Raw genomic sequence first — 25,258 nt, forward strand, 5'->3', positions numbered from 1 at the left:
TACGCACCACCCCGTCAGTAGCTGAACAGGAGGGACAGCTGATAGAAACAGAAGCCACTGGAGCACCTCAAAAACACCATCATACACTAAATCAGTAAGTTGGCAGCATCACCGAACGCATTTTCAGTATTAATACCATCAGCAATACCCGCCATTAATACATCGCAGTTGGTTGCATCCAGTACTGAAAACTTAATTGAAGATGATCCACAGTTAATCACTAATACGACCGGGAATTCATTCATTTTACGACTCATCCTGAGCTTACAGATTAAAACAGTTTGTACACGATGTTGAGAATGGTCAGCAGACCAATAATGGTGACAAACACGTTATCCAGACGACCACGGTATTTCGCCAGCGATGGCGCTTTACGGATGGCGTACATCGGTAACAGGCACAGCAGGGAAGCGATAATCGGCGCACCCATGGCTTCAATCAGGTCCAGAATGTTCGGGTTGGCGTAAGCGACGACCCAGGTGGAGCCCATGATGAAGATCATGCTGATGGTGTTCAGTTTCCCGGAGGAGACTTTGGTTTTATCGCCTTTGTAGCCAAACTTCAGCACCAGGCCGTTCAGCCCTTCCAGCGTGCCGAGGTAGTGGCCGAAGAAGGATTTAAAGATAGCCACCAGGGCGATGATAGAGGCACCGTACTCCAGCGTGGTGGCGAAGGTCGACTTCGAACCAGACATAGAGGCAAAGTGGTTTGCCAGGTAAGAGAGCACCGGAATGTTCTGCGCTTTAGCTTCCGCCATGTTCTGCGGAGAGAGCGTAAACAGGCAGCTGAAGGCGAAGAACATCACCACGGCAACCATCAGTACGCTGGCGCGGGAGATAATCTGCGAACATTTCTGCTCGGTGAATTCACGGCCAAAGTCCTTCTCATACTCTTCGCGCTTGGAGACCACGAAGGAAGAGACGATTGGCGAGAAGTTAAAGGAGAACACCATGATGGAGATACCCAGCCATACGGTCACCAGGATACCGTCGTGCCCGGTCATCGCGATATTGCTGAGGTCCACCTGATCGATAGCGGCAGAGTTCCAGTAAGGGATCAGCGACAGCGAAATCAGCACCAGGCAGGCAATGAACGGCCAGACCAGGTAGCTCATCACTTTAACCATCAGGTCTTTACCAAACCAGATAACGAAAGCCATCAGCAGCAGCAGGAACAGGGCGACAAAGCCACGGTTCAGCGCTGGCATCTGCAGCTGGTTTTCCCAGAAGGTCATAAAGGTGTTGGTAATGGTGACGCCATAGATCCACAGCAGCGGGCAGATGGCGAAGAAGTACAGGAAGGTGATTACCACGCCGCCCGTCTTACCAAAATGCTCCTCTACCGTTTCGGTGATGTTGCCGGAGGGGTTAGACCCTGACAGGCACAGACGCGCCAGCGCGCGGTGGCAGTAGAAGGCAATTGGGTAAGCCAACAGCAGCATCAGGAGAATGGGGATTAGCCCACCAAACCCGGCGCGAATCGGGAAGAACAATACCCCGGCGCCGATGGCGGTGCCGAATAAACCCAGGGTCCACGTAGTATCTGATTTACGCCAGACAGATTGTTTGGTCTGACTGGATATAATGCTTTCAGTAGTACTCATATCCTATCCTCAGCGAAGTGTAATAGTAGAATTAAGCGTCAACTAAACCGGTAATTTGTGATACGCGAGATAAGTCGATATTCCCGCCAGAAATAATGCTGACCGTTTTTCTGTTTTGGATATAGCTATCTAATTTGCCGCTTAATAATGCCGCACAGGCCAGGGCACCAGCACCTTCGGTAACGACTTTATTACGCTGAATAAGGGCGATCATGCTTTTACGAATTTCATCTTCGTTGACCAGCACAATATCATCGACGAGGTCACGAACGATTTCATAGGTTAAATTACCCGGGCGAGAGACGTCACAGCCGTCTGCCAGGGTGCCGGTCGTTCGGTGCGTGGTTATATTTCCGGCATAGTAAGAGGCAGCCATGCCGTGAACGTTTTCCGATTGAACGCCGATCACTTTAATCGTTGGGTTAATTGATTTAATGGCGATAGCAATACCGGCAATTAAACCGCCGCCGCCGATGGGCACAATCACGTTATCGACATCATAGAGGTCTTCGAGAATTTCCAGACCAATGGTGCCTTGCCCGGCAATCACTTTCGGGTCGTCATACGGAGGGATAAAAATACGGCCTTCCATTTCAACAATTTCGCTTACCTTGGCGATGGTATCGTTGAAGTTATCGCCGTGCAGAACCACTTCCGCAGAGTAGTCGCAGGTGGCGGCCACTTTAGATTTCGGCGCGCCTTTTGGCATCACCACTTTGCCGTCAATGCCCAGCATGGCGCAGGAGAGTGAAACGCCCTGCGCATGGTTGCCCGCCGAGCAGGCCACCACGCCTTTACGTCTTTCGGCTTCGGTCAGGGAGCTGAGTTTATTAAAGGCGCCACGGATTTTAAACGAACCCGTACGTTGCATATTTTCGAACTTCAGGAAGATATCGCCTTTGCATTGCTCACTAAAATAGTTTGAGCGCGGCATACCGGTTTTATAAATTTTACCTGCGAGGCGTTTTTTTGGCTTCAATAATATCTTCAATTGCAACCGGGAGATCGTATGTAATATGCATGATAACCTCATAACCTAAGTATTAGGGTAATAGATGTCCGTCACCACTGACCGATAAATAGATCGGTGGTATTTGTAATGGGCTTTTAAAACTACTGGGTTATTTAATATTCATTATTTGTTTTTGCCTGCGTCCATTGCAGGCCGAGTATTCCTTTGCTAATTGCACCAGAATTGATGCGGCTTTTTTTATTCGATAATTCTTTGACCACACGGCGGCGTAGCGCGCCACGGGAAGTACTTCTTCAACCTCGAGCGTAATAAACTGGTCTGAGCCAAAAGGTGCGGTCATATCGCAAGGAATTACCGTCAGAAAATCGGCATTGAGAACAAGATTATAAATAGTGACCACCGAGTCGGTCTTAACAATGTTTTCAATGCTGATGCCATTTCGTTGTAGCGTAATAAGCAGTTCGCTGTAGTAGCCCATATTAGTTTGTGGTAACACCCACTGTGCGTCTTTCAGCGAAGCCAGCGTGGGGTTACCGCTGCATGTTCGGGATTTGTTTGCCACCACCACAAACTCTGACTCGAAAAGCGGCTCAACGTGCAGGTCCTGCAGCTTCATCTCATCGCTTAAAGTGCCAATCGCGAAATCCAGGCGACCATCGCGCAGGGCGGGCAGGAACGAGGAGAGCTGTGCTTCGAACATTGAGATCTGTACCTTCGGGAACACCTCTTTAAATTTTTGAATCATGTCAGACATAAAGGTGAAGCCAATCAGCGACGGAAAGCCGAATGAGACGTCTACGGCCGCATCGTCGGTCATGCTGTTCATCTCATTCACCATGTTGGTCATCTCACGGGTGATGGATTCCGACCAGGAGAGCAGCACCTGGCCTGGGTGAGTCAGCGTGACGCCGGTATTCTTGCGAACGATAAGCTCGGCACCAAAGTAAGTTTCAATATCGCTTATGATTTTACTGACTGCAGGCTGCGTTAACCCCAGCTCTTTTGCTGCAGAACCAATAGAACCACTACGGATCACTTCCTGAAAGACCACCAGATTCTGTATTTTAGGGAGAATAAATGTGTTCATAACAATCCGTGTTAATTACTTTGTTGACGGAAATAAGTGTAACAAATTAACCGGTTGGGGATTTGTGCGAGCACTCACAAATTGTCTTTTGATGAATTTCAGTACGCTAAGGTTTGCTTAATAAATTAAGTAATATCAATATGTTATCTGTTTTAATATAACGATTTGTCCTGATTTTAATCAAAAAATTATGGGGGGATAACAATATTTTATGGCGATAACGATGGCCATTTTTTTGCGGCACTAATAATCGCCATCTGGCGATCTTTCAAGCAATTATCGGGTAATTAACGGTCAATAAATGGCTTAAATTTAATGTGTAATTTATCAACTTAAATTTTAAATGAATCATTATTCTTATTAAAGAATGTCGGGTATCACATTTTTCACCCGCGATTGTGCTGAAAGATACGTATTAGTTATTAACTCTAAAAACATTATCTACAATTTATTATCATATATAACATTTATTTAACTATGGTTTTTTGCCCATTTTTTGGGTGTTCATTTTGGTTATGAAATCGGTTGCTTTTGTTTTGTGTTGTGAAAAGTTTGATGGGTAGTGTTTTATGTTGATGCTCACAGATCTGCATTCTTCTTTGCGAGGGGGGAAAGCGGGGGATGATAACGCGAAGAGAAAAGGGTAACCCGATGGGCTACCCCAATAGCTGAATATCAGCTCAGCGCCACCTTAATGCCCAGCGCAATCAGCAACCCGCCCAGCATCTTATCAATAATTTTCTGTGCTTTTGCCAGCCCACGGCGTACCGGCGCGCTCTGGATAAGCACCACCAGCATTGGCCACCAGATGACGGAAACGGTGAGGATCACCCCGGCGTACCAGAGTTTCTCCGGGAAACCGGATTTCACGTTCAGTACCTGAGTGAAAATAGAGAGGAAGAACAACGTGGCTTTCGGGTTCAGCAGGTTACACAGATAGCCTTGCAAAAACGCCTTTTTTAGCGTGGTTTCCTGCTGAACAACGCCGGTCATGTCCATGCTTTTATGCCCGCGCGCCAGCAGCGCCAGCAGACCCACCCAGATAAGATAGGCTGCGCCCGCGTACTTCAGAATATCGAACAGCCATGGCGTGGTGGTGATCACTACCGCCAGACCGGCCACGCAGTAAGACATATGCGTCAGCACGCCGCAGGTGATGCCAAAGGCGGTCATCATGGCGGGCAGTCGGCGATAGCGCGCGGCGTTTTTAATCACCATAAAGAAGTCCGGGCCGGGTGACAAAATGCCGAGCGTGGCAATAGACGCAACGAACGCCGTTGCACCAATAGAAGGTATGAACATTAGGGTGGTCTCTTATCAGGAAGGCGAATAAATTAGAGCGGGATCACAAAACCCACTATGACCGGAATCAAGGTTTCCGCGCTTTATCCTGCAAGCGTCGCCGTCTCGTTGAGCTGCTCCAGCAACTGATTGACCGCCGGGTTCTCCACCGCCTGAACCGCATAGCAAATGCCAATTCGCCGCAGTAACGGATACCCCGGCAGCGCCTGGGCGCTGAGGTCGCAGCGGGCTTCAATCAGCGAGCGTGGCGCAATCGCCAGACCAAACCCCGCCTCGACCAGATCCAGCGCCAGCGTAAAGCTGCCCGCATTGGCGCTGGGCGCTCCGGCCGCCGTGCCGTAAAACGGCAGGAAGCGCTGATGAGAATCGTGGGCCGGATACATCACCCAAGGGTAGCTATAGAGCTGCTCAAGCGTCAGCTCCGCCACCTGCGCCAGCGGATGGTCGCAGGGGAACGCCAGCATATAGTGCTCGTCGAACAGCGGCATAAACAGCTCGTCTTCGCAGCGCAGGCTCTCGCAGCCGAGACGAATATCCCCGGTACAGCCAGGGTCGAGCGTGACCAGTGTCTCCGGCATCTCAAGATGAATACGCTGTAGCAGTGAGGCCAGACACGGCGAGGCGATGTCCTGCTCGACGCCGATATTCAGCGGCGCGCGGTCCTGGCGTTTACGAAAGCGCGAGGTGAGGGTCGCCATCTCCTGAAGCATACGGCAGGCGTGCGGATAGAGCGCGCGCGCATCTTCCGTCACCTCCACGCCGCGGGGCTTACGTACAAAGAGTTGCGTACCGAGTTCCTCTTCCAGTGCTTTCACGGTGGCAGAGAGCGCAGGCTGTGTCAGACTTAACTGTTCAGCCGCGCGGGTAATATTGCGCTCTTCAAATACGCAGATGAAGGCGCTGAGCTGTCGCTTATCCATAGATTTATGTTATGGCTGTGAAAAAAACAAACCATTTTTCACCATTCTCATCCGGATTTAAAGTAGCGCCATCAATTTTATTTATGAGGAATACCAATGAACGCTGCATCTAAACCATTAGTCGTGATTACCGGTGCCAGCTCCGGGATTGGCCTGGCCACGACAAAACTGCTGTCAGAACGCGGACATGCGCTGCTGCTGCTGGCGCGTCGTGTGGATCGCATGACCGCGCTGAACTTGCCGCGCACTCTGTGCCGTTCGGTAGACGTCACCAACCGTCAGGCGGTGGCCGACGCCATTGCCGAGGCGGAACAGCAATTTGGGCCGGTTGATGCGATGGTCAACAACGCGGGCGTGATGCTGCTGGGCAATATCGACGATCAAAACCCGGATGAATGGGAACAGATGATCGACGTTAACGTCAAAGGGTTGCTGAACGGCGTTCACGCGGTGACGAAAGGGATGATTGAGCGCAAAGCGGGCACCATCATCAATATCAGCTCCATTGCCGGGCGCAAAACCTTCCCGAACCACGTGGTCTACGTCGGCACCAAGTTTGCGGTGCACGGCCTGTCCGAAAACCTGCGTGAAGAGCTGTCGCCGCACAACGTGCGCGTGGTGGTGATTGCACCGGGGGCGGTGGAAACCGAACTGCTGAGCCACACGACCAGCGACGACATTAAAGCCGGTTATCAGAGCTGGAAGCAGGATATGGGCGGTAAAGTGCTGAGCCCGGAAGATGTGGCCCATGCTATCGAGTACGCCTATTCCCAGCCGCAGTACGTTTGTATCCGTGAAATTGTGCTAGCGGCGACCCGTCAGGGCGCATAATTTATCGTGAAATAAAAAATAGATAGCCATATTGATAACGTTATTATTTATGTGGCTATTTTCATAATAGATTATTCTGACCCGATTCTACGTTATTTATTTTTCCTATGACCTGCTGCACTGTTATTGCACCTGATGTGCTTTTACGGTGCGTGCTAATTTTATGACTACGTCATTATTTATTTAAAAACTCTATAAAAACAGTCTATTAAATATCTGGCACGTGCCTTGCTAATTGAATTCCATCTTGTATACCAACAGGAATTCAACGATGGCATTAATGACAGGACAAACGCTGGCCGCATGGCGTCAGCAAATCAGTCAGGACAGCGACTCCGTTCTTACGCTTTTAATTGAACATATTAATACCTTCTCCGCAGAGGATAACGCGTGGCTGGCGATCGCCAGCGAAGCGCAGTTGAAGGCACAATTAGCCGCGTTAATTCCGCTGTATCAAAATAACCCGCAAGCCCTGCCATTATTTGGTATTCCGTTTGCGGTCAAAGACAATGTGGACGTGGCGGGATGGCCTACCACCGCGGCCTGTCCGGCGTTTGAATATATTGCCGAGCAGGATGCCACGGCGGTTGCCCGGCTAAAAGCCGCCGGGGCGATTGTGGTGGGCAAAACCAACCTCGATCAGTTCGCCACCGGGCTGGTGGGTACGCGCTCTCCCTACGGTGCGGTGGTCAATACGTTCAACCCCGATTACGTCAGCGGCGGCTCCAGCTCCGGCTCGGCCTCCGTGGTGGCGCGTGGCCTGGTGCCGTTCGCCTTTGGCACCGACACCGCCGGTTCCGGGCGCGTGCCCGCCGGGTTTAACAATATCGTCGGCCTTAAACCGACCAAAGGCTGGCTCTCAGCCAAAGGCGTAGTCCCGGCCTGCCGACTCAATGACACCCTGTCAGTATTTGCCCTGACGGTAGACGACGCCTTTTATATCGCCTCGCTGGCGGGCGGCACGGATGCTGAGGATGCTTACTCGCGCGCCAACCCGGGGACGGCACCCGCTACGCTTGCACCGAACCCGACCTTTGCCGTGCCGGAGACGCTGAACTTCTTCGGCGACGTGCAGGCGCAGGCGGCGTGGGAACAGGCTATTGATGCGCTGTGTGCAAGTGGCGTCACGCTAAAACCTATCGATTTCTCCGTCTTTTCCCAGCTTGCTGAACAGCTCTATCAGGGCCCGTGGGTCGCTGAGCGCACGGCGGCGGTGGGCGACATGCTCCAGCACCCCGAACAGATGGACCCGACCGTTTACACCATCGTCTCTGCGGGCCTGAATTACAGCGCGGTCGATGCCTATAACGCTGAATACCTGCGCGCCGAGCTGGCGCAAAAAATCCAGCAGACGCTGGGCGAGGTCGACGCGCTGGTGGTGCCAACGTCGCCGACCATTCATACCCTGAAGGAGATGGAGCAGGAACCGATTCGCTTCAACTCCCAATTCGGTACCTACACCAACTTCACCAACCTTGCTGACCTCAGCGCGCTGGCGCTGCCCGCGCCGTTCCGCGCCGATGGCCTGCCGGCAGGTATCACCCTGCTTGCTCCCGCGTGGCACGACCGGGCGCTGGCCGATTTTGGTCAACGCTGGCAGCAACAGCTGGCGCTGCCATTAGGGGCGACCGGGCTGCCGTTCGCGCCAAACGCCACCGCGCTGCCGCCGTCCCCGCATCATGTGCGCATTGCCGTGGTCGGCGCGCATCTGCGCGGTATGCCGCTCAACTTCCAGCTCACTACCCGTCATGCCGTTTTTGTGGAAGCCACGCAGACGGCAGCGACCTATCGGCTGTACGCGCTGGCCAATACCCAGCCGCAAAAGCCGGGGCTGGCCCGTGATGCCTCCGGCGCGGCGATTGAGGTTGAGCTGTGGGATATCCCGTTGGCGCGCTTTGGCGAGTTCGTGGCGGAAATTCCGTCGCCGCTGGGCATTGGCTCGCTGGAACTCGGCGATGGCCGCTGGGTGAAAGGCTTTATCTGTGAACCGGCGGCGCTGAACGATGCCGTGGACATTACCGAATTCAAGGGCTGGCGGCACTGGGTTGCCCGTAAGGAGAGCCACCATGTTTAACACCGTGCTGATTGCTAACCGTGGCGAAATTGCCTGCCGCGCGATCCGAACCCTGAAGCGTCTCGGTATCACCAGCGTGGCGGTCTACTCCGACGCCGATAAAAATGCCGAACACGTTAAGCAGGCCGATATTGCACTGGCGCTGGGCGGCGAAAAGGCCAGCGACAGCTACCTGAAAATTGACGCGATTATTGCCGCTGCGCAGGAAAGCGGCGCGCAGGCTATCTGGCCGGGCTACGGTTTTCTCTCGGAAAGCCTGCCGTTTGCCGACGCCTGTGACAAGGCGGGCATTGTATTTATCGGCCCTACCGCGCAGCAGATTGGCGAGTTTGGCCTGAAGCACCGCGCTCGCGAGCTGGCCGCTGAAGCGGGCGTACCGATGACCCCGGGGACCGGGCTGCTTAACTCGCTCGACGAGGCGCTGAATGCGGCGCAGAACATTGGCTACCCGGTGATGCTGAAAAGCACGGCGGGCGGCGGTGGGATTGGTCTGACGCGCTGTGCCGACGCACAGGCTCTGGCGCAGGGTTGGGAGAGCGTGCGTCGTCTGGGCGAGCAGTTCTTTAGCGATGCCGGGGTGTTTGTTGAGCGCTGCGTGGATCGTGCGCGCCATATCGAAGTGCAGATTTTTGGCGACGGCAAAGGCAACGTGGTGGCGCTCGGCGAGCGCGACTGTTCGCTCCAGCGCCGCAACCAGAAGGTGGTGGAAGAGACGCCAGCACCGAATCTGCCAGCAGCGACCCGCAAAGCGATTCTCGATGCCGCGGTGCAGCTCGGTAAGCTGGTTAACTACCGCAGTGCCGGGACGGTGGAGTTTATCTACGATGCCGCGCTGGACGCGTTTTATTTCCTCGAAGTGAATACCCGTCTTCAGGTTGAGCACCCGGTGACCGAATGCGTCACCGGGCTGGATCTGGTGGAGTGCATGCTGCGCGTAGCGGCCAATGAGCCTATCGACTGGGCGCGTCTGGCGAAAGCGCCGCAGGGGGCGGCGATTGAAGTGCGCCTTTATGCTGAAAGTCCGCTGAAAAACTTCCAGCCGAGCCCTGGCGTCCTGACCGAAGTGGTCTTCCCGGACGATGTGCGCATTGATACCGGCGTGACCACCGGCAGCGAAGTCTCCGCGTTTTACGACCCGATGATCGCCAAGCTGATTGTCCATGCGCCAACCCGCGCGGCGGCGCTGGCAAAACTGGCGACGGCGCTTGACGCCACGCGACTGCACGGCATCGCCACTAACCTCGACTACCTGCGGCAGATTACCGCCAGCGAGGCGTTTGTCAGCGGCACCGCCTGGACGCGGATGCTCGACAGCGTGGTGGCGCAGTCGCCGATGATTGAAGTCTTGCAGCCCGGCACCTGGAGCAGCGTGCAGGATTATCCGGGCCGTCAGGGCTACTGGGATATCGGCGTGCCGCCGTCCGGCCCGATGGATGATTTTGCCTTCCGCCTGGCGAACCGCATTGTCGGTAACCACGAATCGGCGGCCGGGCTGGAGTTCACCCTTCAGGGGCCGGTGCTGCAGTTCCATGCCGATGCGCTGATTGCCCTGACCGGGGCCGATTGTCAGGCGAAGCTGGACGATGAAGCGGTGCCGATGTGGCAGCCGGTAGCGGTGAAAGCAGGGCAAACCCTGAGCTTGGGCCGCGCGCAACGCGGCTGTCGGGGGTATCTGGCGGTGCGTAACGGTCTTGATGTGCCGGTCTATCTCGGCAGCCGTTCCACCTTCGCGCTGGGACAGTTTGGCGGCCACGCGGGGCGCACGCTGAAGGTTGCGGACCTGCTGCCAATCTCACGTCCTGAGCTGGCGGCCTGCACGACGCCCGCGCCTATTTCCGAGCCGAAGGCACTCTCGACGGCGCTGATCCCCGAATACGGTGAAGTCTGGCGCATTGGCGTGCTCTACGGGCCGCACGGCGCGCCGGACTTTTTCACCCAGGAGGCTATCGACGAGTTCTTCGCCAGCGACTGGCAGGTGCACTACAACTCCAACCGCCTCGGCGTGCGCTTAGTCGGCCCTAAACCGAGCTGGACGCGCCCGAACGGCGGTGAGGCGGGGCTGCATCCGTCGAACGTGCATGACTGCGAATACGCCATTGGCGCGATTAACTTTACCGGCGACTTCCCGGTGATCCTCACCCGCGACGGCCCAAGCCTCGGCGGCTTTGTCTGCCCGGTGACCATCGCCAAAGCGGAGCTGTGGAAAGTCGGGCAGGTGAAGCCGGGCGACCGCATTCGCTTCTACCCGATCAGCGTGGAAGATGCGGTGGCACGGGAAAACGCGATGGACCGCAGTGTGGACACCCTGCAAACCACCGCGCTGCCGGAATTTGCTATGCCGTCGCTTGCCGACCGCGACGGGGTTTCCGCCACCGGGCTGGTGTCGCTGCCCGCGACCTTCAGCACCCCGGCGATTGTTTATCGTCAGGCGGGCGACAACTACATCCTGATTGAGTACGGCGAGAACGTGCTGGATCTGGCGCTGCGTCTGCGCGTTCACGTGCTGATGGAGCAGTTGCGCGAACGGGCGCATCCGGGGATTAAAGAGCTGTCTCCCGGCGTGCGTTCGCTGCAGGTGCGCTACGACAGCCGTGAAATCAGCCAGGCCGCGCTGGTGGCGCTGCTGCTGGAGCAGGAGGCGCGCATCGGTGATGTCACCCGCATGAAGGTGCCATCTCGCGTTGTCCATCTGCCGATGGCCTTCGAAGACAGCGCCACGCTGGACGCCGTCAGCCGCTACGCCGATACCGTGCGCGCGACCGCGCCGTGGCTGCCGAACAACGTCGACTTTATCCAGCGCATTAACGGCCTGCCGACCCGTGAAGCGGTGATGGAGACCCTGTTTGATGCCAGCTATCTGATTCTGGGGCTGGGCGACGTCTACCTCGGCGCGCCGTGTGCGGTGCCGGTGGATCCACGTCATCGCCTGCTGAGCTCCAAGTACAACCCGGCGCGCACCTTCACCGCCGAAGGCACGGTGGGCATCGGCGGCATGTACATGTGTATCTACGGCATGGACTCGCCGGGCGGCTATCAGCTGGTGGGGCGCACGCTGCCCATCTGGAACAAATTCCTCAAAAACGCGCAGTTCAGCGAGGGTGAGCCGTGGCTACTGCGTTTCTTCGACCAGGTGCGTTTCTACCCGGTGAGCGAAGCGGAGCTGACCCTGCTGCGCGATGATTTCCGCGAAGGCCGCGCGGCGGTGCGTATTGAAGAGACGGTGTTCGACTTTGCCGAGCACCTGCAGTTCCTCGATGACAACGCCGACGATATCGCCCGTTTCCGTCAGCTGCAGTCTGCGGCGTTTGAAGCGGAGGTGGAGCGCTGGCATCTGGACGACCAGGAGGCCGACGTTGAAAGCCTGTTGCCGACGCAGGAAGAGGCCATCGACGACGGCGCGCTGCCGGTGACCGCCGATATGAACGGCAATATCTGGAAGGTGCTGGTCGCGCCTGGCGAGACGGTGGAAGCCGGCCAGACGCTGGTCATCGTGGAAGCGATGAAAATGGAGCTGGCGATTCACGCCCCGCAGGCGGGCATCGTTAAACGCATCGGCTGCCAGCCGGGCCGCCCGGTGAGCCCGGGTGACGCGCTGCTGTGGCTGGAATAGGGAGAAGCAGATGACGGAAGCGAACGGCAAAAAGCGCACGGTGGGGCTGGCGGAGCGTATCTATCTGGCGCTGAAAAACGACATTTTTGATTTCCGCCTGATGCCCGGCGAGCACTTTAGCGAAAACGAAATCTCCGAGCGCATGGCGGCCAGCCGCACGCCGGTGCGCCAGGCGCTGTTCTGGCTGGCGCACGAAGGCTATGTGCAGGTTTACTCGCGCAGCGGCTGGCAGGTGAAACCGTTCGACTTCACCTATTTCGAGGCGCTATACGACTTCCGCATCGTGCTGGAAATGGAGGCGGTGAAGCGTCTGTGCGCCATGCCATCGCAGGAGCGCGCGGCCCATCTCGCGCCGCTGCTCGCCTTCTGGTGCGATGCGCCGCAGATGCCGCCGGGTAAGGAACTCTCGCGGCACGATGAGGCGTTTCATACCGCACTGGTGAGCGCCACCGGCAACGGCGAGATGGCGCGCGTGCATGTCGAGTTGACGGAGAAAATGCGCATTATTCGCCACCTCGACTTCACCCGCGAGGACCGCGTGGACGCGACCTACAGCGAACACGCACAGGTGCTTCGCGCCATAGTGCAGCAGCAAACTGAAGAGGCGCAGCGGATCCTCACTGCGCATATTTCACAGAGTAAGGCCGAGGTCAGAAAAATAACCCTACATCGGCTACAGCAGGCTCGTTTACAACCCGTTTCACCGTAGTTGCGGCATCCGCCCCATCCCAGTGGGGAACTTTTATCACTCAATATCGTTTAGGGGTTTTGGTCATGAAAAGACGTTCTTTACTGAAAGCATTTGCCCTGTCGGCCACCTTTTTGAGCATGGGCTTCTCTTTGCAGGCATACGCAGCGGACACCATTAAAATCGGCATTATGCACTCGCTCTCCGGCACCATGGCGATTTCCGAAACGCCGCTCAAAGACGTGGCGCTGATGACCATCGATGAGATCAACGCCAAGGGCGGCGTGCTGGGCAAAAAGCTCGAACCGGTGGTGGTTGACCCGGCCTCCAACTGGCCGCTGTTCGCCGAGAAAGCGCGCCAATTGCTGACCCAGGATAAAGTGGCGGCGGTGTTCGGCTGCTGGACCTCGGTATCGCGTAAATCCGTGCTGCCGGTGTTTGAAGAGCTGAACGGCCTGCTGTTCTACCCGGTGCAGTATGAAGGCGAAGAGATGTCGCCAAACGTCTTCTACACCGGCGCGGCGCCAAACCAGCAGGCGATTCCGGCGGTGGAATATATGATGAGCGAAGACGGCGGTAGCGCGAAGCGCTTCTTCCTGCTTGGCACCGACTATGTCTACCCGCGCACCACCAACAAGATCCTGCGCGCCTTCCTGCACTCGAAAGGGGTTCAGGATAAAGATATTGAAGAGGTCTACACGCCGTTTGGCTACAGCGACTACCAGACCATCGTGGCGAACATCAAAAAATTCTCCGCGGGCGGTAAAACGGCGGTGATCTCCACCATCAACGGCGACTCTAACGTACCGTTCTACAAAGAGCTGGCCAACCAGGGCATTAAAGCCACCGATGTGCCGGTGGTGGCGTTCTCCGTCGGTGAAGAAGAGCTACGCGGCATTGATACCAAACCGCTGGTGGGGCATCTGGCGGCGTGGAACTACTTTGAGTCGGTGAGTAACCCGGTGAACGAGAAGTTTGTCGCGGATTACCGCGCTTATGCCAAAGCGCACAAGCTACCGAACGCCGATACCGTGGTCACCAACGACCCGATGGAAGCAACCTACGTCGGCATTCATATGTGGGCGCAGGCGGTGGAGAAGGCGGGAACGACCGACGTGGATAAGGTGCGTGCGGCGATGGCCGGGCAGACCTTTGCGGCACCGAGCGGCTTTACGTTGACCATGGACGCGACCAACCACCATCTGCATAAGCCGGTGATGATCGGCGAAATTGAAGAGAACGGTCAGTTTAATGTGGTGTGGAACACCGATAAGCCGGTGCGTGCACAGCCGTGGAGCCCGTATATTCCAGGGAATGATAAGAAGCCGGATACGCCGGTGAAAACGGGCGGGAAGTAAGGTTTGGTAACGGGGGCGGTGGTTTGATAGAGGGGAGATCCATTTGGGTTTATCACTCTGTTGCGCTCCCTTCCAGCGCGAGCCATATAAACTGCGCGGGAGCAGGGAGCGATTTGGCGATTTAGACGCCATCAAAAAACGTGCGGTCTTTTAGCTAACAGCAAAAACCAAAGTAACTGAAACCGATGAGTCCCCGCTGGAAATCGGCGAGCCGTAGCACGGAAGACAAGGTCAGTCCGCCATGGATGGCGGACTGAGGCGAACCGAGACAGGACGTCGAGTTTCGCCGTGCCGCAGGCTGGAGTCGTAGGCGAGCGTAGTGCGAAGCACCGATTTCCCTGCGGGGCCGCGGGGATTGCGAAGGGGTGCGCGGCCGCACCCCTTGGCCCGTTCACCGGTGAAGGAACTTCATATTCCACCCGACGTAAAGTGAACGGAACCCTTCACCTTACTGACAAATATCAGGTTTTTTTGCCCTGACTCGAGCTAACAGCGTAACTCTTCCATCAGAACAGCACCGAATAATTCAACCCAAACGTCCGCCCGCGGCCTTTGTAGTCATACAGCGACGCCGGGCCATAGCCAGGGCTGTAGTACATCGGCGCACGCTGACCCCACACGGTGGTGTAATCACGGTCGAAGAGGTTTTCGACGCTGAAGCTCAGCTTACCAACTGGCAGAGCGTAGCTGCCGAGCAGGTCGATAGTGGTGTAACCATCAATCTCATTGCCCGCTTCGTCACGCAGCTTAAACGACGTTGTGCTCTGCACACGCAGGCTCCACGGGTCCGGTGCCCAGCCGATATAGGCGGTAGCTTTCGACGGGCTGGCAACCTTCACGTCATATTTTTCCCAGTTGCCGTTCACCTTCGACTCGGTTTTCAACACGTTAAAGTTGCCGCCGGTGCTCCAGTTGGTGTCTGGAATAAAGTAGTCCACCGCGCCTTCCACGCCGTAAATACGACGTTTATCGTCGATTACGCTGATGGTTAGATCTTTATTCGCCTTCACGTTCTTATCGGACAGCGAGTAGTAAGCCGCGATTTGAGTACGCAGGTTATCGCCGGTGTAGCGCCAGCCAAGCTCATAAGAGTTGACCTTGATCCCCTCCAGCTTGCTGTCATCGACGTTAACGCTGTTGACGAGCGGCAGATGCCCGTTGACCGCTGGGCCATATTTCCCTCGGCCATAGTATTTCCCCGGATCGGGTAACTCCACGCCCTGAGAGAAGTTAAACCACGTCTGCTGCCGCTCGGTGATGTGCATCAATAGCCCGGCATTAAACAGGAAGTTGTCGTAATCGGTAGACCCGCCCGGTATCGCATCGGCCGAGGTGGCCGTGCCGTCAGCAATCTTCTGCTGCTCGCCATAACCGACAAAATCATCGATCTTATTCTCGGTGTACTGGTAACGCACGCCGCCGCTGAGGGTGAAGATCTCGTTGATGTCGTAGCTTGACTGTAAAAATGCCGCCAGGTTGCTGATGTCGTAGGAAGGGTAGCGCCCGGTGGTGTAAATTTGCTGGTTGTTCATCCCGCCGGAAGCGTTAGCCAGATCCTTATTGAAGTACATCTGGTTGGAGGTAAAGCGTTCGTGATCGGCATCCAGCCCGTAGGTGAGCTGCCAGCCGTCCAGCGGCGTACTGTTCAGGGTGAGCTTAGCGCCGTACTGGTTGGTCTTTTGCTGTGAGGCGGAGAAGCTCGACAGGGTGTTGATATCGTTGATTTTTGTGACCGTCGGGAAAGGATAGAACTTCAACGATTCATCACGATAGTAAACCTGACCGACCAGTTCCTGACCAAGGAAGTCGCTGTTGGAATACTGCAGGCTCATCAGGTGACGCTCGGTACCGGGAATACGGTCGGAGTTCAGGCCACTGCTGACGTATGGCTTAGATGTGCCGTTCAGCGCCGAGAAATCTTTCCCCAGATTCAGGCCATAATCATCATCGCCCTGGCTCTTGTAGTACTGGGTCACCAGCTGCAGTTGCTGGTTTTCATCAATATTCAGCGTCCCGGTGCCCATCAGATCCAGACGGTCGGAATACTGTAGCCCGGTCTGAGTGTTATCGAGCAGGGTGGCGTCGCCGTTACCGTCGTACCAGCCGCCAAATTTCTGATAGGCCACCGACATGCGCCCTGAGATATGCTCGTTACCGCCGGAGACGGCGCTGGCAATACGCTCGTCGTGATCTTTACTGCTATTAAAGCCGCTTTTGGTGCCCGCTTCGAACTCGACCTGGGTTTCCGGCTGGCCTTTTTTGGTCACGATATTGATAAGCCCGCCGGTACTGCCGCCGCCGTACAGCGAAGTCGCGCCGGAGATCACTTCAATGTGCTCGATGTTGAATGGGTCGATGGAGTCCAACTGGCGGCTGTCGGTACGCGAGGAGTTGAGGCGCACGCCGTCAATCAGCACGACCAGCGGGCGACCGCGCACGTTCATGCCGTAGTTGGTGCGGCTTTGGCTGCTGACGTCCAGGCCGGGAATCAGCTGGGCCAGCGCGTCTTTTAGCTCTTTACCGCCCTGAATCTGTTGTTCCAGTTCGGCATTTTCGATAACCCAGGTGGTTTGCGCCATCTCGGCTACGGTGCGGTTGTTACGGCTGGCGGATATCACCATATTTTCGTCATCGCTTTGTTGGGCGACGGCGGGCGCCATCATGGCAAGCAGCAAGGGGTTAAGCGCCCAGAGAGTATATTTCTTATTAATCATCATCATTCCTGCGCACGGGCAGACAACGATCGGCCCAAAGATGCGCGTAGTGAGTTAAAGAAGCAGCGTGGTGCTACATGAAAAAATGCAAATGCGAATTTTGTGTATAACGTTTCTCATTATCAATAACCGATTTTGATAGTTGCATATTCCTTCACACTTTGAATAATTTTTTTTCGTCCTGAAATAACCACGTAAATAACATGGAATAAGAGAGGGGAGAGATATAAATAATTATTTTGGCCCACGATTAAATCTATTTATTTTCCCTATGACGAACTGCGCTATTACCGTGCGCGGATGTGCTGTGGCGGTGCGATAGAATATTGAATAAAGATATTGTTTTTATTTTAATTCTAATAAAATCAGTTTGTTATATATTTGGCATGCGCATTGCTAATTGAATTCCATCTTGTATACCAACAGGAATTCAACGATGAACATAATGATGAGACAACGCGCGGCGCTGTACTTCCCCGCCTTGCTCTTTCTCTTTTTAAGCGGCCTGTTGACCAGCCTTCCGGCGCGAGCCGGTGCGGCGGCCGATTATGGTCATGCCAGCCGTACCGAGCAGGCGCAACTGCTTCAGGCGTGGGCCGCCGCCCCGCAGGCTGACCGTCTGCCACTGCTGCAGGCGCTGAGCCAGGAAACGGTGGTCAGCGATGCTGAGGGCCAGCTGTTTACGGAAAAAAATGGCCAGCTAACACCGCTGGAAGGGAGCGCTGCGCCTGCTGGCAGCACCAAAAAAGTGTTTATGAATAACCGTATTCGCGGACTAGTGGCCAGCGCGCTGGCCTCGCATCAACTGGTCAGCAACGACGTGAAGGTGCGCCTGAACGCGGCGCTGACCTTGCAAAACAGCGCCCAGCAGGATCAACTGCCGATGTTCAGCCAGCGTCTGGCAGTGGAAGCGGATGCCGGTGTGCACACCGCGCTGGCGATTGCCGTCGCTAATTTACAGCTCTCCGATAGCCGTGCAGACCAGCGCCTCAACGCCGTGAAATTGCTCGGTGAAGCCAGCGACCCGCAGGTGCAGGCGAGCCTCAGCCGACTGACGCAGCCGCAAAATGAACCCGACCCGGCGGTACGCGCCGCCGCCGCCGAAAGCCTGAAGCAGGTGCAGCAGCGCCTGAAGTGGGGCGACTGGCTGGGGCAGGCGTTTAGCGGTATTTCCCTCGGTTCCATTCTGCTGCTTGCCGCGCTGGGGCTGGCGATCACCTACGGCCTGCTGGGCGTTATCAATATGGCCCACGGCGAGATGCTAATGCTTGGCGCCTATGCTACCTGGATGGTGCAGGACGCGTTCCAACGCCTGGCGCCGGAGTGGCTGGCGCTTTATCCGCTGGTGGCGCTGCCGGTGGCCTTCTTTATGACTGCGGCGGTTGGGATGCTGCTGGAACGCACTATTATTCGCCACCTGTATGGTCGCCCGCTGGAGACGCTGCTGGCCACCTGGGGCATCAGCCTGATGCTGATCCAACTGGTGCGCGTGCTGTTCGGCACGCAGAACCTTGAGGTGGCGAACCCCTCCTGGCTCTCCGGCGGCTGGAACGTACTGCCAAACCTGGTGCTGCCGTACAACCGCATTGCGGTGATCCTCTTCGTGATTGGCGTATTAGCGCTGACCTGGCTGCTGCTCAACAAAACCCGTCTCGGTATGAACGTGCGGGCGGTAACGCAAAACCGCCGCATGGCGGACTGCTGCGGGGTGCCCACCGGGCGCGTGGATATGCTGGCGTTTGGCCTCGGTTCCGGCATTGCCGGGCTGGGCGGCGTGGCGCTGTCGCAGCTTGGCAACGTCGGCCCGGAGCTCGGGCAGGGGTACATCATCGACTCCTTCCTGGTGGTAGTGACCGGCGGCGTGGGGCAACTGGCTGGCACCGTCGTGGCCGCGCTGGGGCTGGGCGTGCTGAACAAAGTGCTGGAGCCGCAGATTGGCGCGGTGCTGGGCAAAATTGCCATTCTGGTCCTGATTGTGCTGTTTATTCAGAAACGGCCGCAGGGGTTGTTCGCATTCAAAGGGCGGGTAATTGACTGATGAGCCAACCTATTACGTTAACTCTCGCGCGGCGTGCGCCGCGACTGACCTGCTCGCTGGCGGCGCTGGCGCTGGTGGTTCTGCTGGTGCTGCCGTTTCTGGCGCTGCTACCAGCGGATAATCCGCTGGCTATCTCCACCTACACGCTGACGCTGCTGGGTAAGATCCTCTGCTATGCGGTGGTGGCGGTAGCGCTGGATCTGGTTTGGGGCTACGCCGGGCTGCTGTCGCTGGGTCACGGGCTGTTCTTTGCCCTCGGCGGCTACGCGATGGGCATGTACCTGATGCGCCAGGCGTCGGGCGATGGCCTGCCAGCGTTTATGTCGTTCCTGTCGTGGACCGAGCTGCCGTGGTTCTGGGCGGGCACCCAACATTTTGCCTGGGCGCTGTGTCTGATTATCCTCGTCCCCGGCCTGCTGGCGCTGGTGTTTGGCTACTTTGCCTTCCGCTCGCGCATTAAGGATGTCTACTTCTCGATCATGACTCAGGCGCTGACCTACGCCGGGATGCTGCTGTTTTTCCGCAACGAAACCGGCTTTGGTGGCAACAACGGCTTTACCGGTTTCACCACGCTGCTGGGCTTCCCGGTATCGGCGACCGGCACGCGTATTGCGCTGTTTGTCGCCACCGTGCTGCTGCTGGCGGGCTCGCTGGCGATTGGCCTGATGCTCACCCGCAGCAAGTTTGGCCGGGTGCTGACCGCCGTGCGCGATGCGGAAAACCGCCTGATGTTCTGCGGCTACGATCCAAAAGGCTTCAAGCTGTTCGTCTGGACGCTCTCCGCCGTGCTGTGCGGGCTGGCGGGGGCGCTGTACGTGCCGCAGGTGGGGATTATCAACCCCAGCGAAATGTCGCCAACCAACTCGATTGAAGCCGCCATCTGGGTGGCGCTCGGTGGGCGCGGTACGCTGATTGGCCCCATTCTCGGCGCGGGGATCGTCAACGGGGCGAAAAGCTTCTTCACCGTCGCCTTCCCGGACTTCTGGCTCTTTTTCCTCGGCCTGATGTTTATTCTCGTCACCCTGTTCCTGCCGCGCGGCGTGATTGGCCTGCTCAAAAGGAGAAAGCATGACTGATTCCCTGTTCACCCAGCCGCAGCCGCAGGACCGCTATCGCGACACCACCGACCCGGTGCTGCAGCTGGAAAATATCAACGTTAGCTTCGACTCGTTTCGCGCCCTGACCGACCTGTCGCTGTCGATTGGCGTCGGCGAACTGCGCTGTGTGATTGGCCCCAACGGTGCGGGAAAAACCACGCTGATGGATGTGATTACCGGTAAAACGCGGCCGGACAGCGGCAAAGTCACCTACGACCAGAACGTCGACCTGATGGGGCTGTCGTCGGTGGAGATTGCCCGCGCGGGCATTGGCCGCAAGTTCCAGAAGCCGACGGTGTTTGAGGCGCTGAGCGTGATGGAAAACCTCGAAATCGCCCTGAAGATGGATAAATCGGTCTGGACCTGCCTGCGCGCCACGCTTAATGGCAGCCAGCGGGATCGCATTGACGAAGTGCTGGAGCTGCTGCGGCTGACCGCGCATCGCCATCGCCCGTCTGGGCTGCTTTCCCACGGGCAAAAGCAGTTTCTGGAAATCGGCATGCTGCTGGTGCAGGAGCCGCACCTGCTGCTGCTTGATGAACCCGCCGCCGGTCTGACCGATGCGGAAACGGACTATATTGCCGAGCTGTTTCGCGGGCTGGCGGGCAAGCACTCGTTGATGGTGGTGGAGCACGATATGGGCTTTGTTGAGACCATTGCCGACCACGTCACCGTGCTGCATCAGGGGCAGGTGTTGGCCGAGGGCTCGCTGCGCGAGGTGCAGGCCAACGAGCAGGTTATCGATGTCTATCTGGGGCGCTAATATGTTACAGGTAAATGATTTAAATCAGTATTACGGCGGCAGCCATATTCTGCGCGGCCTGTCGTTTGAGACCACGCCGGGCGAGATTACCTGCCTTCTGGGGCGCAACGGCGTGGGCAAAACCACGCTGCTGAAATGCTTGATGGGCATCATCCCGGCGAAATCCGGCACGCTGCACTGGCAGGGCAAGCTGATTAACCACTGTAAGCCGCACCAGCGGGTGCAGCAGGGGATTGCCTACGTGCCGCAGGGGCGCGAAATTTTTCCGCGCCTGACGGTGGAAGAAAACCTGCTGATGGGGCTGTCGCGTTTTTCTGGCTCACAGGCCAAAAGCGTGCCGGAAGAGATCTACGCGCTATTCCCGGTGCTGCGCGAGATGAAGCAGCGGCGGGGTGGGGATCTGTCTGGCGGGCAGCAGCAGCAACTGGCGATCGGCCGGGCGCTGGCGTGTAAGCCGCAGCTGTTGATCCTCGACGAGCCCACCGAAGGGATCCAGCCGTCGGTGATCAAAGAGATCGGCGCGGTGATCCGCAGCCTTGCCAATCGGGGGGATATGGCGATCCTGCTGGTGGAGCAGTTTTATGATTTTGCCGCCGAGTTGGCGGACAACTACCTGGTGATGTCGCGCGGCACCATCGTGCAGCGTGGGCGCGGTGACGACATGGAGGCACAGGGTGTGCGTCAGTTAGTGGCGATATAACACCGGGATAAGGGAAAGGTCGCCCGGCCAAGCGAAGTACCGCCGGGATGGCGGCGAGCTACCAGCTATACCCCTGACACGCCCCGCGCAGCCGCGATAAAAACTGCTGGGCGTTAGCCGTAAGCGCCGATTTCTGCGACCAGACGGCGCAATACTGCGCGGCGGGCAGGGTGGAGACCGGCAGCGTGACGATTTTCCCCTCCAGTTTAAGCGGCTGGCTCATGGCGCGGGCGACGATGGTCAGGTAGTCGGATTCCAGCACCATATTCAGCCCGGTGATCACCGAATCGGTACGCAGCGGCGCAATGGCCAACTGGCGATAGAAGTGGGCGAGTTCATTCTGTAGCTGCTGGTAGTAGCCCATCGGCGACTCCGGCAGCAGCCATTTTGCCCGCCGCAGCGCCATCAAATCCCCCTCATTGGCCAGCGGATGCCCATGGCGCGCCACCACGCAAAACGGGGTGGTGAACAGCGGTTCAATCATCACCCCTTCCGGCGGGTGCATCGGGTCGATGGATCCGACGGCCAGGTCTATCTCACCGCTGCGCACGCCGGGCAACAGCGAAGAGAGCTGTCCCTCTTTGAGGGTGAGCGCCACCTGCGGCAGCGCCTGCTTAAAGGCGTCGGCGACGGCGGGAAAAACCGTCAGCGCAATGAGCGACGAGTAGCCGATGGTCAGCCGCCCGTGAGTGGCATGGTTTATCTGCTCCACCTCATCGGCAGCGCGCCGCAACTCCTCCAGCACCCACTCCGCGCGCTGCGAAAACGCGCAGCCTGCTTCAGTCAGGGTGATGCCTTCTTTGCTGCGCAGTAAAAGTTGCGTCCCCAGGGTTTGCTCCAGCTCACGCAACGTGCGGCTGAGCGCGGGCTGAGACTGCCCTAATTCGCGGGCGGCCGCACGGATGCTGCCGCTGCGCGCCACCTGCTTTAGCGCCTGCAGCTGGTTCACTTTTGGTAAATATTTCACCGCTTACCCCTATCAGAAAAAAGCATCACCTATAGAAAAATTACATCTTCCCGCCTTTCGGGTAAAGGGCCAGGATACGTAGGGGCAATCGTCCTCACACAACATCTATCCTCATGAGACACAAGGCGGAAAAATAATGAAAAGTCAGTCTCAAATGATCTTTTTGCTGTTTATTGGCTACGTATTTGTCTACATCGACAAGACCGTGACCGGCTTTGCTTTACTGCCGATCGAAAAAGAGTTTGGCCTTAACGCTGAGCAACTGGGCTATATCACCGGGATCTTCTTCCTCGCCTATTCACTGTTTCAGGTGCCTGCCGGCTGGCTGAACGACCGCATTGGTTACAAAACCATGCTGGTGCTGTCGCTGGCGGCGCTGGGCATTTTCGCCCTCTGCTTCGGTGCGCTGGGGGCGAGTTTCGGCCTGCTGCTGCTGTTTCGTTTTCTGGCGGGGGTGGGCCATTCCGGCTACCCGTGCTCGTGCGCCAAGGCGGTGGTCAGTAATTTCAGCGTCGAGAAGCGCACCTTTGCCCAGTCGATTTTGCTCTCTTCGGCAGGGCTGGCGATGACCATCGGGCCGATTATCGCGGTGAACGCGCTGGCGATGATGGGCTGGCACACCTCATTTACCGTACTGGGGGTGATGGTCTGCGTGATTGCCGCGCTGATTGCCCTGCGCGTCCCGCGCCAGCAGGTGACGCCGAGCGTGAAAAAGCAGTCCGTCTCCGGCGCGGCGCTGTGGCGTAACCCGACGGTTATCTTGCTGTTTCTGTCGATTTTCTGCGTCAACATTCCCAGCTACGGCCTGATGGCGTGGCTACCGAAATTTTTCGTCCAGCATATGGGGATGTCGCTATCGGCTTCCGGCTATGTGGTGGCGGCAGGCGGTCTTGGGATCTGGATCTCTTCGCTCGGTACCGGTTGGCTGGTGGGCAAATATTTCCTCAATCGTGAACCACTGGTGATTGCCATCAGCGCGCTGCTGAGCGCCGTAGCGATTTTCGCCATCTTCCATGCGGCCACGCCGCTGACCGCCAGCCTGCTGCTGTTCGTCGGCGAGGTCTTCCTGATGGCGACGTTTGTCACCGCCTTTACGCTGCCGATGAAGCGGCTGCCGGAAAATATGATGGGCTCGGCGATTGGCCTGATTAATACCGGCGGCACGCTGGGCGGCTTTGTCTCACCTATCGTGATTGGCTACCTGGTGGAGAACACCCACGGTTACGCCAGCGCGTTTACGTTTCTGTCACTGGCGATGGTCTGCTCCGCCCTGGCGGTGCTGCCGCTGATGAAGCGCCGTACCGTCGCCAGCCTGCCTGTTGTTGAGTAGAAGGAAAAACTGATGAATCACACCACTGAACAGTTAATCTCCGCGGCCTTTGAAGATGCGCTGCGCTGGCGTCGTCATATTCACGCCCACCCGGATTTATCGTTTCAGGAGAAGCCAACGGCGGACTATATCGCCCGCGAGCTGGCGTCGTTTGCCGGCCTGGAAATCAGCCGCCCGGTGGAGAATTGCGTGATTGCCGTGCTGCGCGGCGCGCATCCGGGGTCGATGTGGGCGCTGCGCGCCGATATCGATGCCCTGCCGCTGCAGGAAGAGAGCGGGGAAAGCTTCTGTTCAACCGTGCCCGGCGTGATGCACGCCTGCGGTCACGATGCCCATGCGGCAATGCTGATGGGGGCGGTCAAGGTGCTCTGCCAACTGCGTGACCGGCTGCACGGCAGCATCAAGTTTATCTTCCAGCCTGCCGAAGAGGTGCCGCCGGGCGGTGCGCGCGAGCTGGTTGAACTGGGCGTGGTGGACGATGTGGAGCATATTTTCGGTCTGCACGTTTTCCCGACCAGCCCGGTGGGGACGATCGCCTTAAAAGAGGGCGTTTATGTGGCCTCCAGCGACAACTTTGATATCACCATTCGCGGTAAAGGTGGCCACGGTTCGATGCCGCAGCACTGTATCGACCCGGTGACCATTGGCGCTGAAATGGTCGGCGCATTACAGCAGATTGTGGCCCGCAATATCGACCCTGGCACCGCGCCGGTGCTGACCATTGCCACCTTCCAGGCGGGCGATAGCTATAACGTTATCCCCGACAGCGCGCGCCTGGCGGGTACGCTGCGTACCCACAATCAGCAGGTGCGGGAAGCGGTACCGGGGCTGATGTCGCGCATTGTGAACGGTATTGCGGCAGCGCACGGTGCGGGCTGCGATATCCAGTGGCAGAAAGGCTACGCGGTGGGTAATAACCATGAGGTGACCAACACGATTGCCCGCGAAGCGATTGGCCGCCACTTCCCGGCGGGCACGCTGAAGCTGGAAGAGAAGGCGCTGTTCGGCAGTGAAGATTTCTCCTCATATCAGGAGAAAATTCCGGGGACGTTCCTGTTTATCGGCTGCGGTAATAAAGAGAAAGGGGCGACGTGGAACGTGCATAACCCGCATTTCCGCATTGACGAGGATGCGCTGGCGGTGGGGATTAAGACCCATATTGCGTTGGTGAGTCAGTTGTTGAATCTTGAGTAAATCGGCTTG

Annotated in this window: 18 protein-coding genes and 2 pseudogenes; 11 read left to right on the forward strand and 9 right to left on the reverse strand. The window is 57.1% G+C overall.

Annotated features, from left to right (window positions below; translation table 11 throughout):
- The 7 genes and pseudogenes from FHC49_RS24785 to FHC49_RS18295 form a co-directional block, all read right to left on the reverse strand.
- Window positions 1-58: IS1 family transposase (locus tag FHC49_RS24785; RefSeq protein WP_097491765.1), on the reverse strand; the 58-nt coding region annotated here is incomplete at its 3' end.
- Window positions 59-113: 55 nt separating this feature from the next.
- Window positions 114-245, reverse strand: a pseudogene (locus FHC49_RS18270) (propionate/acetate kinase); the annotation flags it as partial.
- A 26-nt stretch (window positions 246-271) separates the two neighbouring features.
- Window positions 272-1,603, reverse strand: coding sequence for a threonine/serine transporter TdcC (gene tdcC, locus FHC49_RS18275; protein WP_185667244.1), 1,332 nt, complete (start codon window positions 1,601-1,603; stop codon window positions 272-274).
- A gap of 31 nt (window positions 1,604-1,634) precedes the next feature.
- Window positions 1,635-2,625, reverse strand: a pseudogene (tdcB, locus tag FHC49_RS18280) (bifunctional threonine ammonia-lyase/L-serine ammonia-lyase TdcB).
- 99 nt (window positions 2,626-2,724) lie between these two features.
- Complete coding sequence (tdcA, locus tag FHC49_RS18285) at window positions 2,725-3,663, reverse strand: transcriptional regulator TdcA (RefSeq protein ID WP_185667242.1); 939 nt, start codon at window positions 3,661-3,663, stop codon at window positions 2,725-2,727.
- A gap of 675 nt (window positions 3,664-4,338) precedes the next feature.
- On the reverse strand, window positions 4,339-4,965 hold the full coding sequence (locus FHC49_RS18290) for a LysE family transporter (RefSeq protein ID WP_185667241.1): 627 nt from the start codon (window positions 4,963-4,965) through the stop codon (window positions 4,339-4,341).
- An 83-nt stretch (window positions 4,966-5,048) separates the two neighbouring features.
- Window positions 5,049-5,885 carry a LysR family transcriptional regulator gene (locus FHC49_RS18295; protein ID WP_220440513.1) on the reverse strand — a complete coding sequence of 279 codons (837 nt, stop codon included), beginning with the start codon at window positions 5,883-5,885 and terminating at the stop codon, window positions 5,049-5,051.
- 96 nt (window positions 5,886-5,981) lie between these two features.
- On the opposite strand from FHC49_RS18295, the gene FHC49_RS18300 reads away from it, so the two are divergent.
- From FHC49_RS18300 to urtA, 5 genes are all read left to right on the forward strand, one after another.
- Window positions 5,982-6,716 (forward strand): SDR family oxidoreductase, encoded by a 735-nt coding sequence (locus FHC49_RS18300; RefSeq protein WP_220440514.1) that lies wholly within the window; start codon window positions 5,982-5,984, stop codon window positions 6,714-6,716.
- A 271-nt stretch (window positions 6,717-6,987) separates the two neighbouring features.
- Entirely contained in the window at window positions 6,988-8,790 is a 1,803-nt protein-coding gene (gene atzF / locus FHC49_RS18305; RefSeq protein ID WP_220440515.1) for an allophanate hydrolase, read from the forward strand.
- Window positions 8,783-12,400: an urea carboxylase gene (gene uca, locus FHC49_RS18310; protein WP_220440516.1), complete on the forward strand. Its 3,618-nt coding sequence runs from the start codon at window positions 8,783-8,785 to the stop codon at window positions 12,398-12,400. Before atzF ends, uca begins: the two co-directional genes overlap by 8 nt.
- Before the next feature lie 10 nt (window positions 12,401-12,410).
- Window positions 12,411-13,109 carry a GntR family transcriptional regulator gene (locus tag FHC49_RS18315; protein ID WP_220440517.1) on the forward strand — a complete coding sequence of 233 codons (699 nt, stop codon included), beginning with the start codon at window positions 12,411-12,413 and terminating at the stop codon, window positions 13,107-13,109.
- Window positions 13,110-13,174: 65 nt separating this feature from the next.
- On the forward strand, window positions 13,175-14,446 hold the full coding sequence (urtA, locus tag FHC49_RS18320) for an urea ABC transporter substrate-binding protein (RefSeq protein WP_185667235.1): 1,272 nt from the start codon (window positions 13,175-13,177) through the stop codon (window positions 14,444-14,446).
- Window positions 14,447-14,952: 506 nt separating this feature from the next.
- Here the strand turns inward: urtA and iutA are convergent.
- Window positions 14,953-17,163, reverse strand: coding sequence for a ferric aerobactin receptor IutA (gene iutA, locus FHC49_RS18325; RefSeq protein ID WP_220440526.1), 2,211 nt, complete (start codon window positions 17,161-17,163; stop codon window positions 14,953-14,955).
- Window positions 17,164-17,605: 442 nt separating this feature from the next.
- Here iutA and urtB point away from each other — a divergent pair, with 442 nt between their 5' ends.
- Genes urtB through urtE form a run of 4 tightly spaced genes read left to right on the forward strand, consistent with a single transcriptional unit; the run spans window position 17,606 to window position 21,758 of the window.
- Window positions 17,606-19,198 (forward strand): urea ABC transporter permease subunit UrtB, encoded by a 1,593-nt coding sequence (gene urtB, locus FHC49_RS18330; RefSeq protein WP_370631774.1) that lies wholly within the window; start codon window positions 17,606-17,608, stop codon window positions 19,196-19,198.
- Window positions 19,198-20,274, forward strand: coding sequence for an urea ABC transporter permease subunit UrtC (gene urtC / locus FHC49_RS18335; protein WP_220440518.1), 1,077 nt, complete (start codon window positions 19,198-19,200; stop codon window positions 20,272-20,274). Before urtB ends, urtC begins: the two co-directional genes overlap by 1 nt.
- Window positions 20,267-21,058 (forward strand): urea ABC transporter ATP-binding protein UrtD, encoded by a 792-nt coding sequence (gene urtD / locus FHC49_RS18340; protein WP_185667233.1) that lies wholly within the window; start codon window positions 20,267-20,269, stop codon window positions 21,056-21,058. The genes urtC and urtD overlap by 8 nt, the downstream gene beginning before the upstream one ends.
- Before the next feature lies 1 nt (window position 21,059).
- Window positions 21,060-21,758 (forward strand): urea ABC transporter ATP-binding subunit UrtE, encoded by a 699-nt coding sequence (gene urtE / locus FHC49_RS18345; RefSeq protein ID WP_220440519.1) that lies wholly within the window; start codon window positions 21,060-21,062, stop codon window positions 21,756-21,758.
- A gap of 58 nt (window positions 21,759-21,816) precedes the next feature.
- Here the strand turns inward: urtE and FHC49_RS18350 are convergent, their stop codons facing one another.
- Window positions 21,817-22,725 (reverse strand): LysR substrate-binding domain-containing protein, encoded by a 909-nt coding sequence (locus tag FHC49_RS18350; RefSeq protein ID WP_185667231.1) that lies wholly within the window; start codon window positions 22,723-22,725, stop codon window positions 21,817-21,819.
- Window positions 22,726-22,861: 136 nt separating this feature from the next.
- Between FHC49_RS18350 and FHC49_RS18355 the strand changes: the two genes are divergently transcribed.
- Together FHC49_RS18355 and FHC49_RS18360 are read left to right on the forward strand one after the other, a co-directional pair.
- Window positions 22,862-24,055, forward strand: a complete 1,194-nt coding sequence (locus FHC49_RS18355) for an MFS transporter (RefSeq protein ID WP_220440520.1) — start codon at window positions 22,862-22,864, stop codon at window positions 24,053-24,055.
- A 12-nt stretch (window positions 24,056-24,067) separates the two neighbouring features.
- A complete protein-coding gene (locus FHC49_RS18360; protein ID WP_220440521.1) occupies window positions 24,068-25,249 on the forward strand; it encodes an amidohydrolase in 1,182 nt (393 codons plus the stop codon).
- Window positions 25,250-25,258 lie beyond the last annotated feature (9 nt).

It is taken from the genome of Kluyvera sp. EC_51, assembly GCF_019584505.1.
In the GTDB taxonomy this organism is placed as follows: Bacteria; Pseudomonadota; Gammaproteobacteria; order Enterobacterales; family Enterobacteriaceae; genus Kluyvera; species Kluyvera sichuanensis.

What these genes read in the sequence shown, in the direction of transcription:
- FHC49_RS18295 (WP_220440513.1), bottom strand. Translation starts at nt 5,885, where the DNA reads ATGGATAAGCGACAGCTCAGCGCCTTCATCTGCGTATTTGAAGAGCGC.
- FHC49_RS18355 (WP_220440520.1), top strand. Translation starts at nt 22,862, where the DNA reads ATGAAAAGTCAGTCTCAAATGATCTTTTTGCTGTTTATTGGCTACGTA.
- tdcA (WP_185667242.1), bottom strand. Translation starts at nt 3,663, where the DNA reads ATGAACACATTTATTCTCCCTAAAATACAGAATCTGGTGGTCTTTCAG.
- iutA (WP_220440526.1), bottom strand. Translation starts at nt 17,163, where the DNA reads ATGATGATTAATAAGAAATATACTCTCTGGGCGCTTAACCCCTTGCTG.
- tdcC (WP_185667244.1), bottom strand. Translation starts at nt 1,603, where the DNA reads ATGAGTACTACTGAAAGCATTATATCCAGTCAGACCAAACAATCTGTC.
- FHC49_RS18290 (WP_185667241.1), bottom strand. Translation starts at nt 4,965, where the DNA reads ATGTTCATACCTTCTATTGGTGCAACGGCGTTCGTTGCGTCTATTGCC.
- FHC49_RS18315 (WP_220440517.1), top strand. Translation starts at nt 12,411, where the DNA reads ATGACGGAAGCGAACGGCAAAAAGCGCACGGTGGGGCTGGCGGAGCGT.
- urtE (WP_220440519.1), top strand. Translation starts at nt 21,060, where the DNA reads ATGTTACAGGTAAATGATTTAAATCAGTATTACGGCGGCAGCCATATT.
- urtD (WP_185667233.1), top strand. Translation starts at nt 20,267, where the DNA reads ATGACTGATTCCCTGTTCACCCAGCCGCAGCCGCAGGACCGCTATCGC.
- FHC49_RS18300 (WP_220440514.1), top strand. Translation starts at nt 5,982, where the DNA reads ATGAACGCTGCATCTAAACCATTAGTCGTGATTACCGGTGCCAGCTCC.
- urtB (WP_370631774.1), top strand. Translation starts at nt 17,606, where the DNA reads ATGATGAGACAACGCGCGGCGCTGTACTTCCCCGCCTTGCTCTTTCTC.
- urtC (WP_220440518.1), top strand. Translation starts at nt 19,198, where the DNA reads ATGAGCCAACCTATTACGTTAACTCTCGCGCGGCGTGCGCCGCGACTG.
- urtA (WP_185667235.1), top strand. Translation starts at nt 13,175, where the DNA reads ATGAAAAGACGTTCTTTACTGAAAGCATTTGCCCTGTCGGCCACCTTT.
- uca (WP_220440516.1), top strand. Translation starts at nt 8,783, where the DNA reads ATGTTTAACACCGTGCTGATTGCTAACCGTGGCGAAATTGCCTGCCGC.
- FHC49_RS18360 (WP_220440521.1), top strand. Translation starts at nt 24,068, where the DNA reads ATGAATCACACCACTGAACAGTTAATCTCCGCGGCCTTTGAAGATGCG.
- atzF (WP_220440515.1), top strand. Translation starts at nt 6,988, where the DNA reads ATGGCATTAATGACAGGACAAACGCTGGCCGCATGGCGTCAGCAAATC.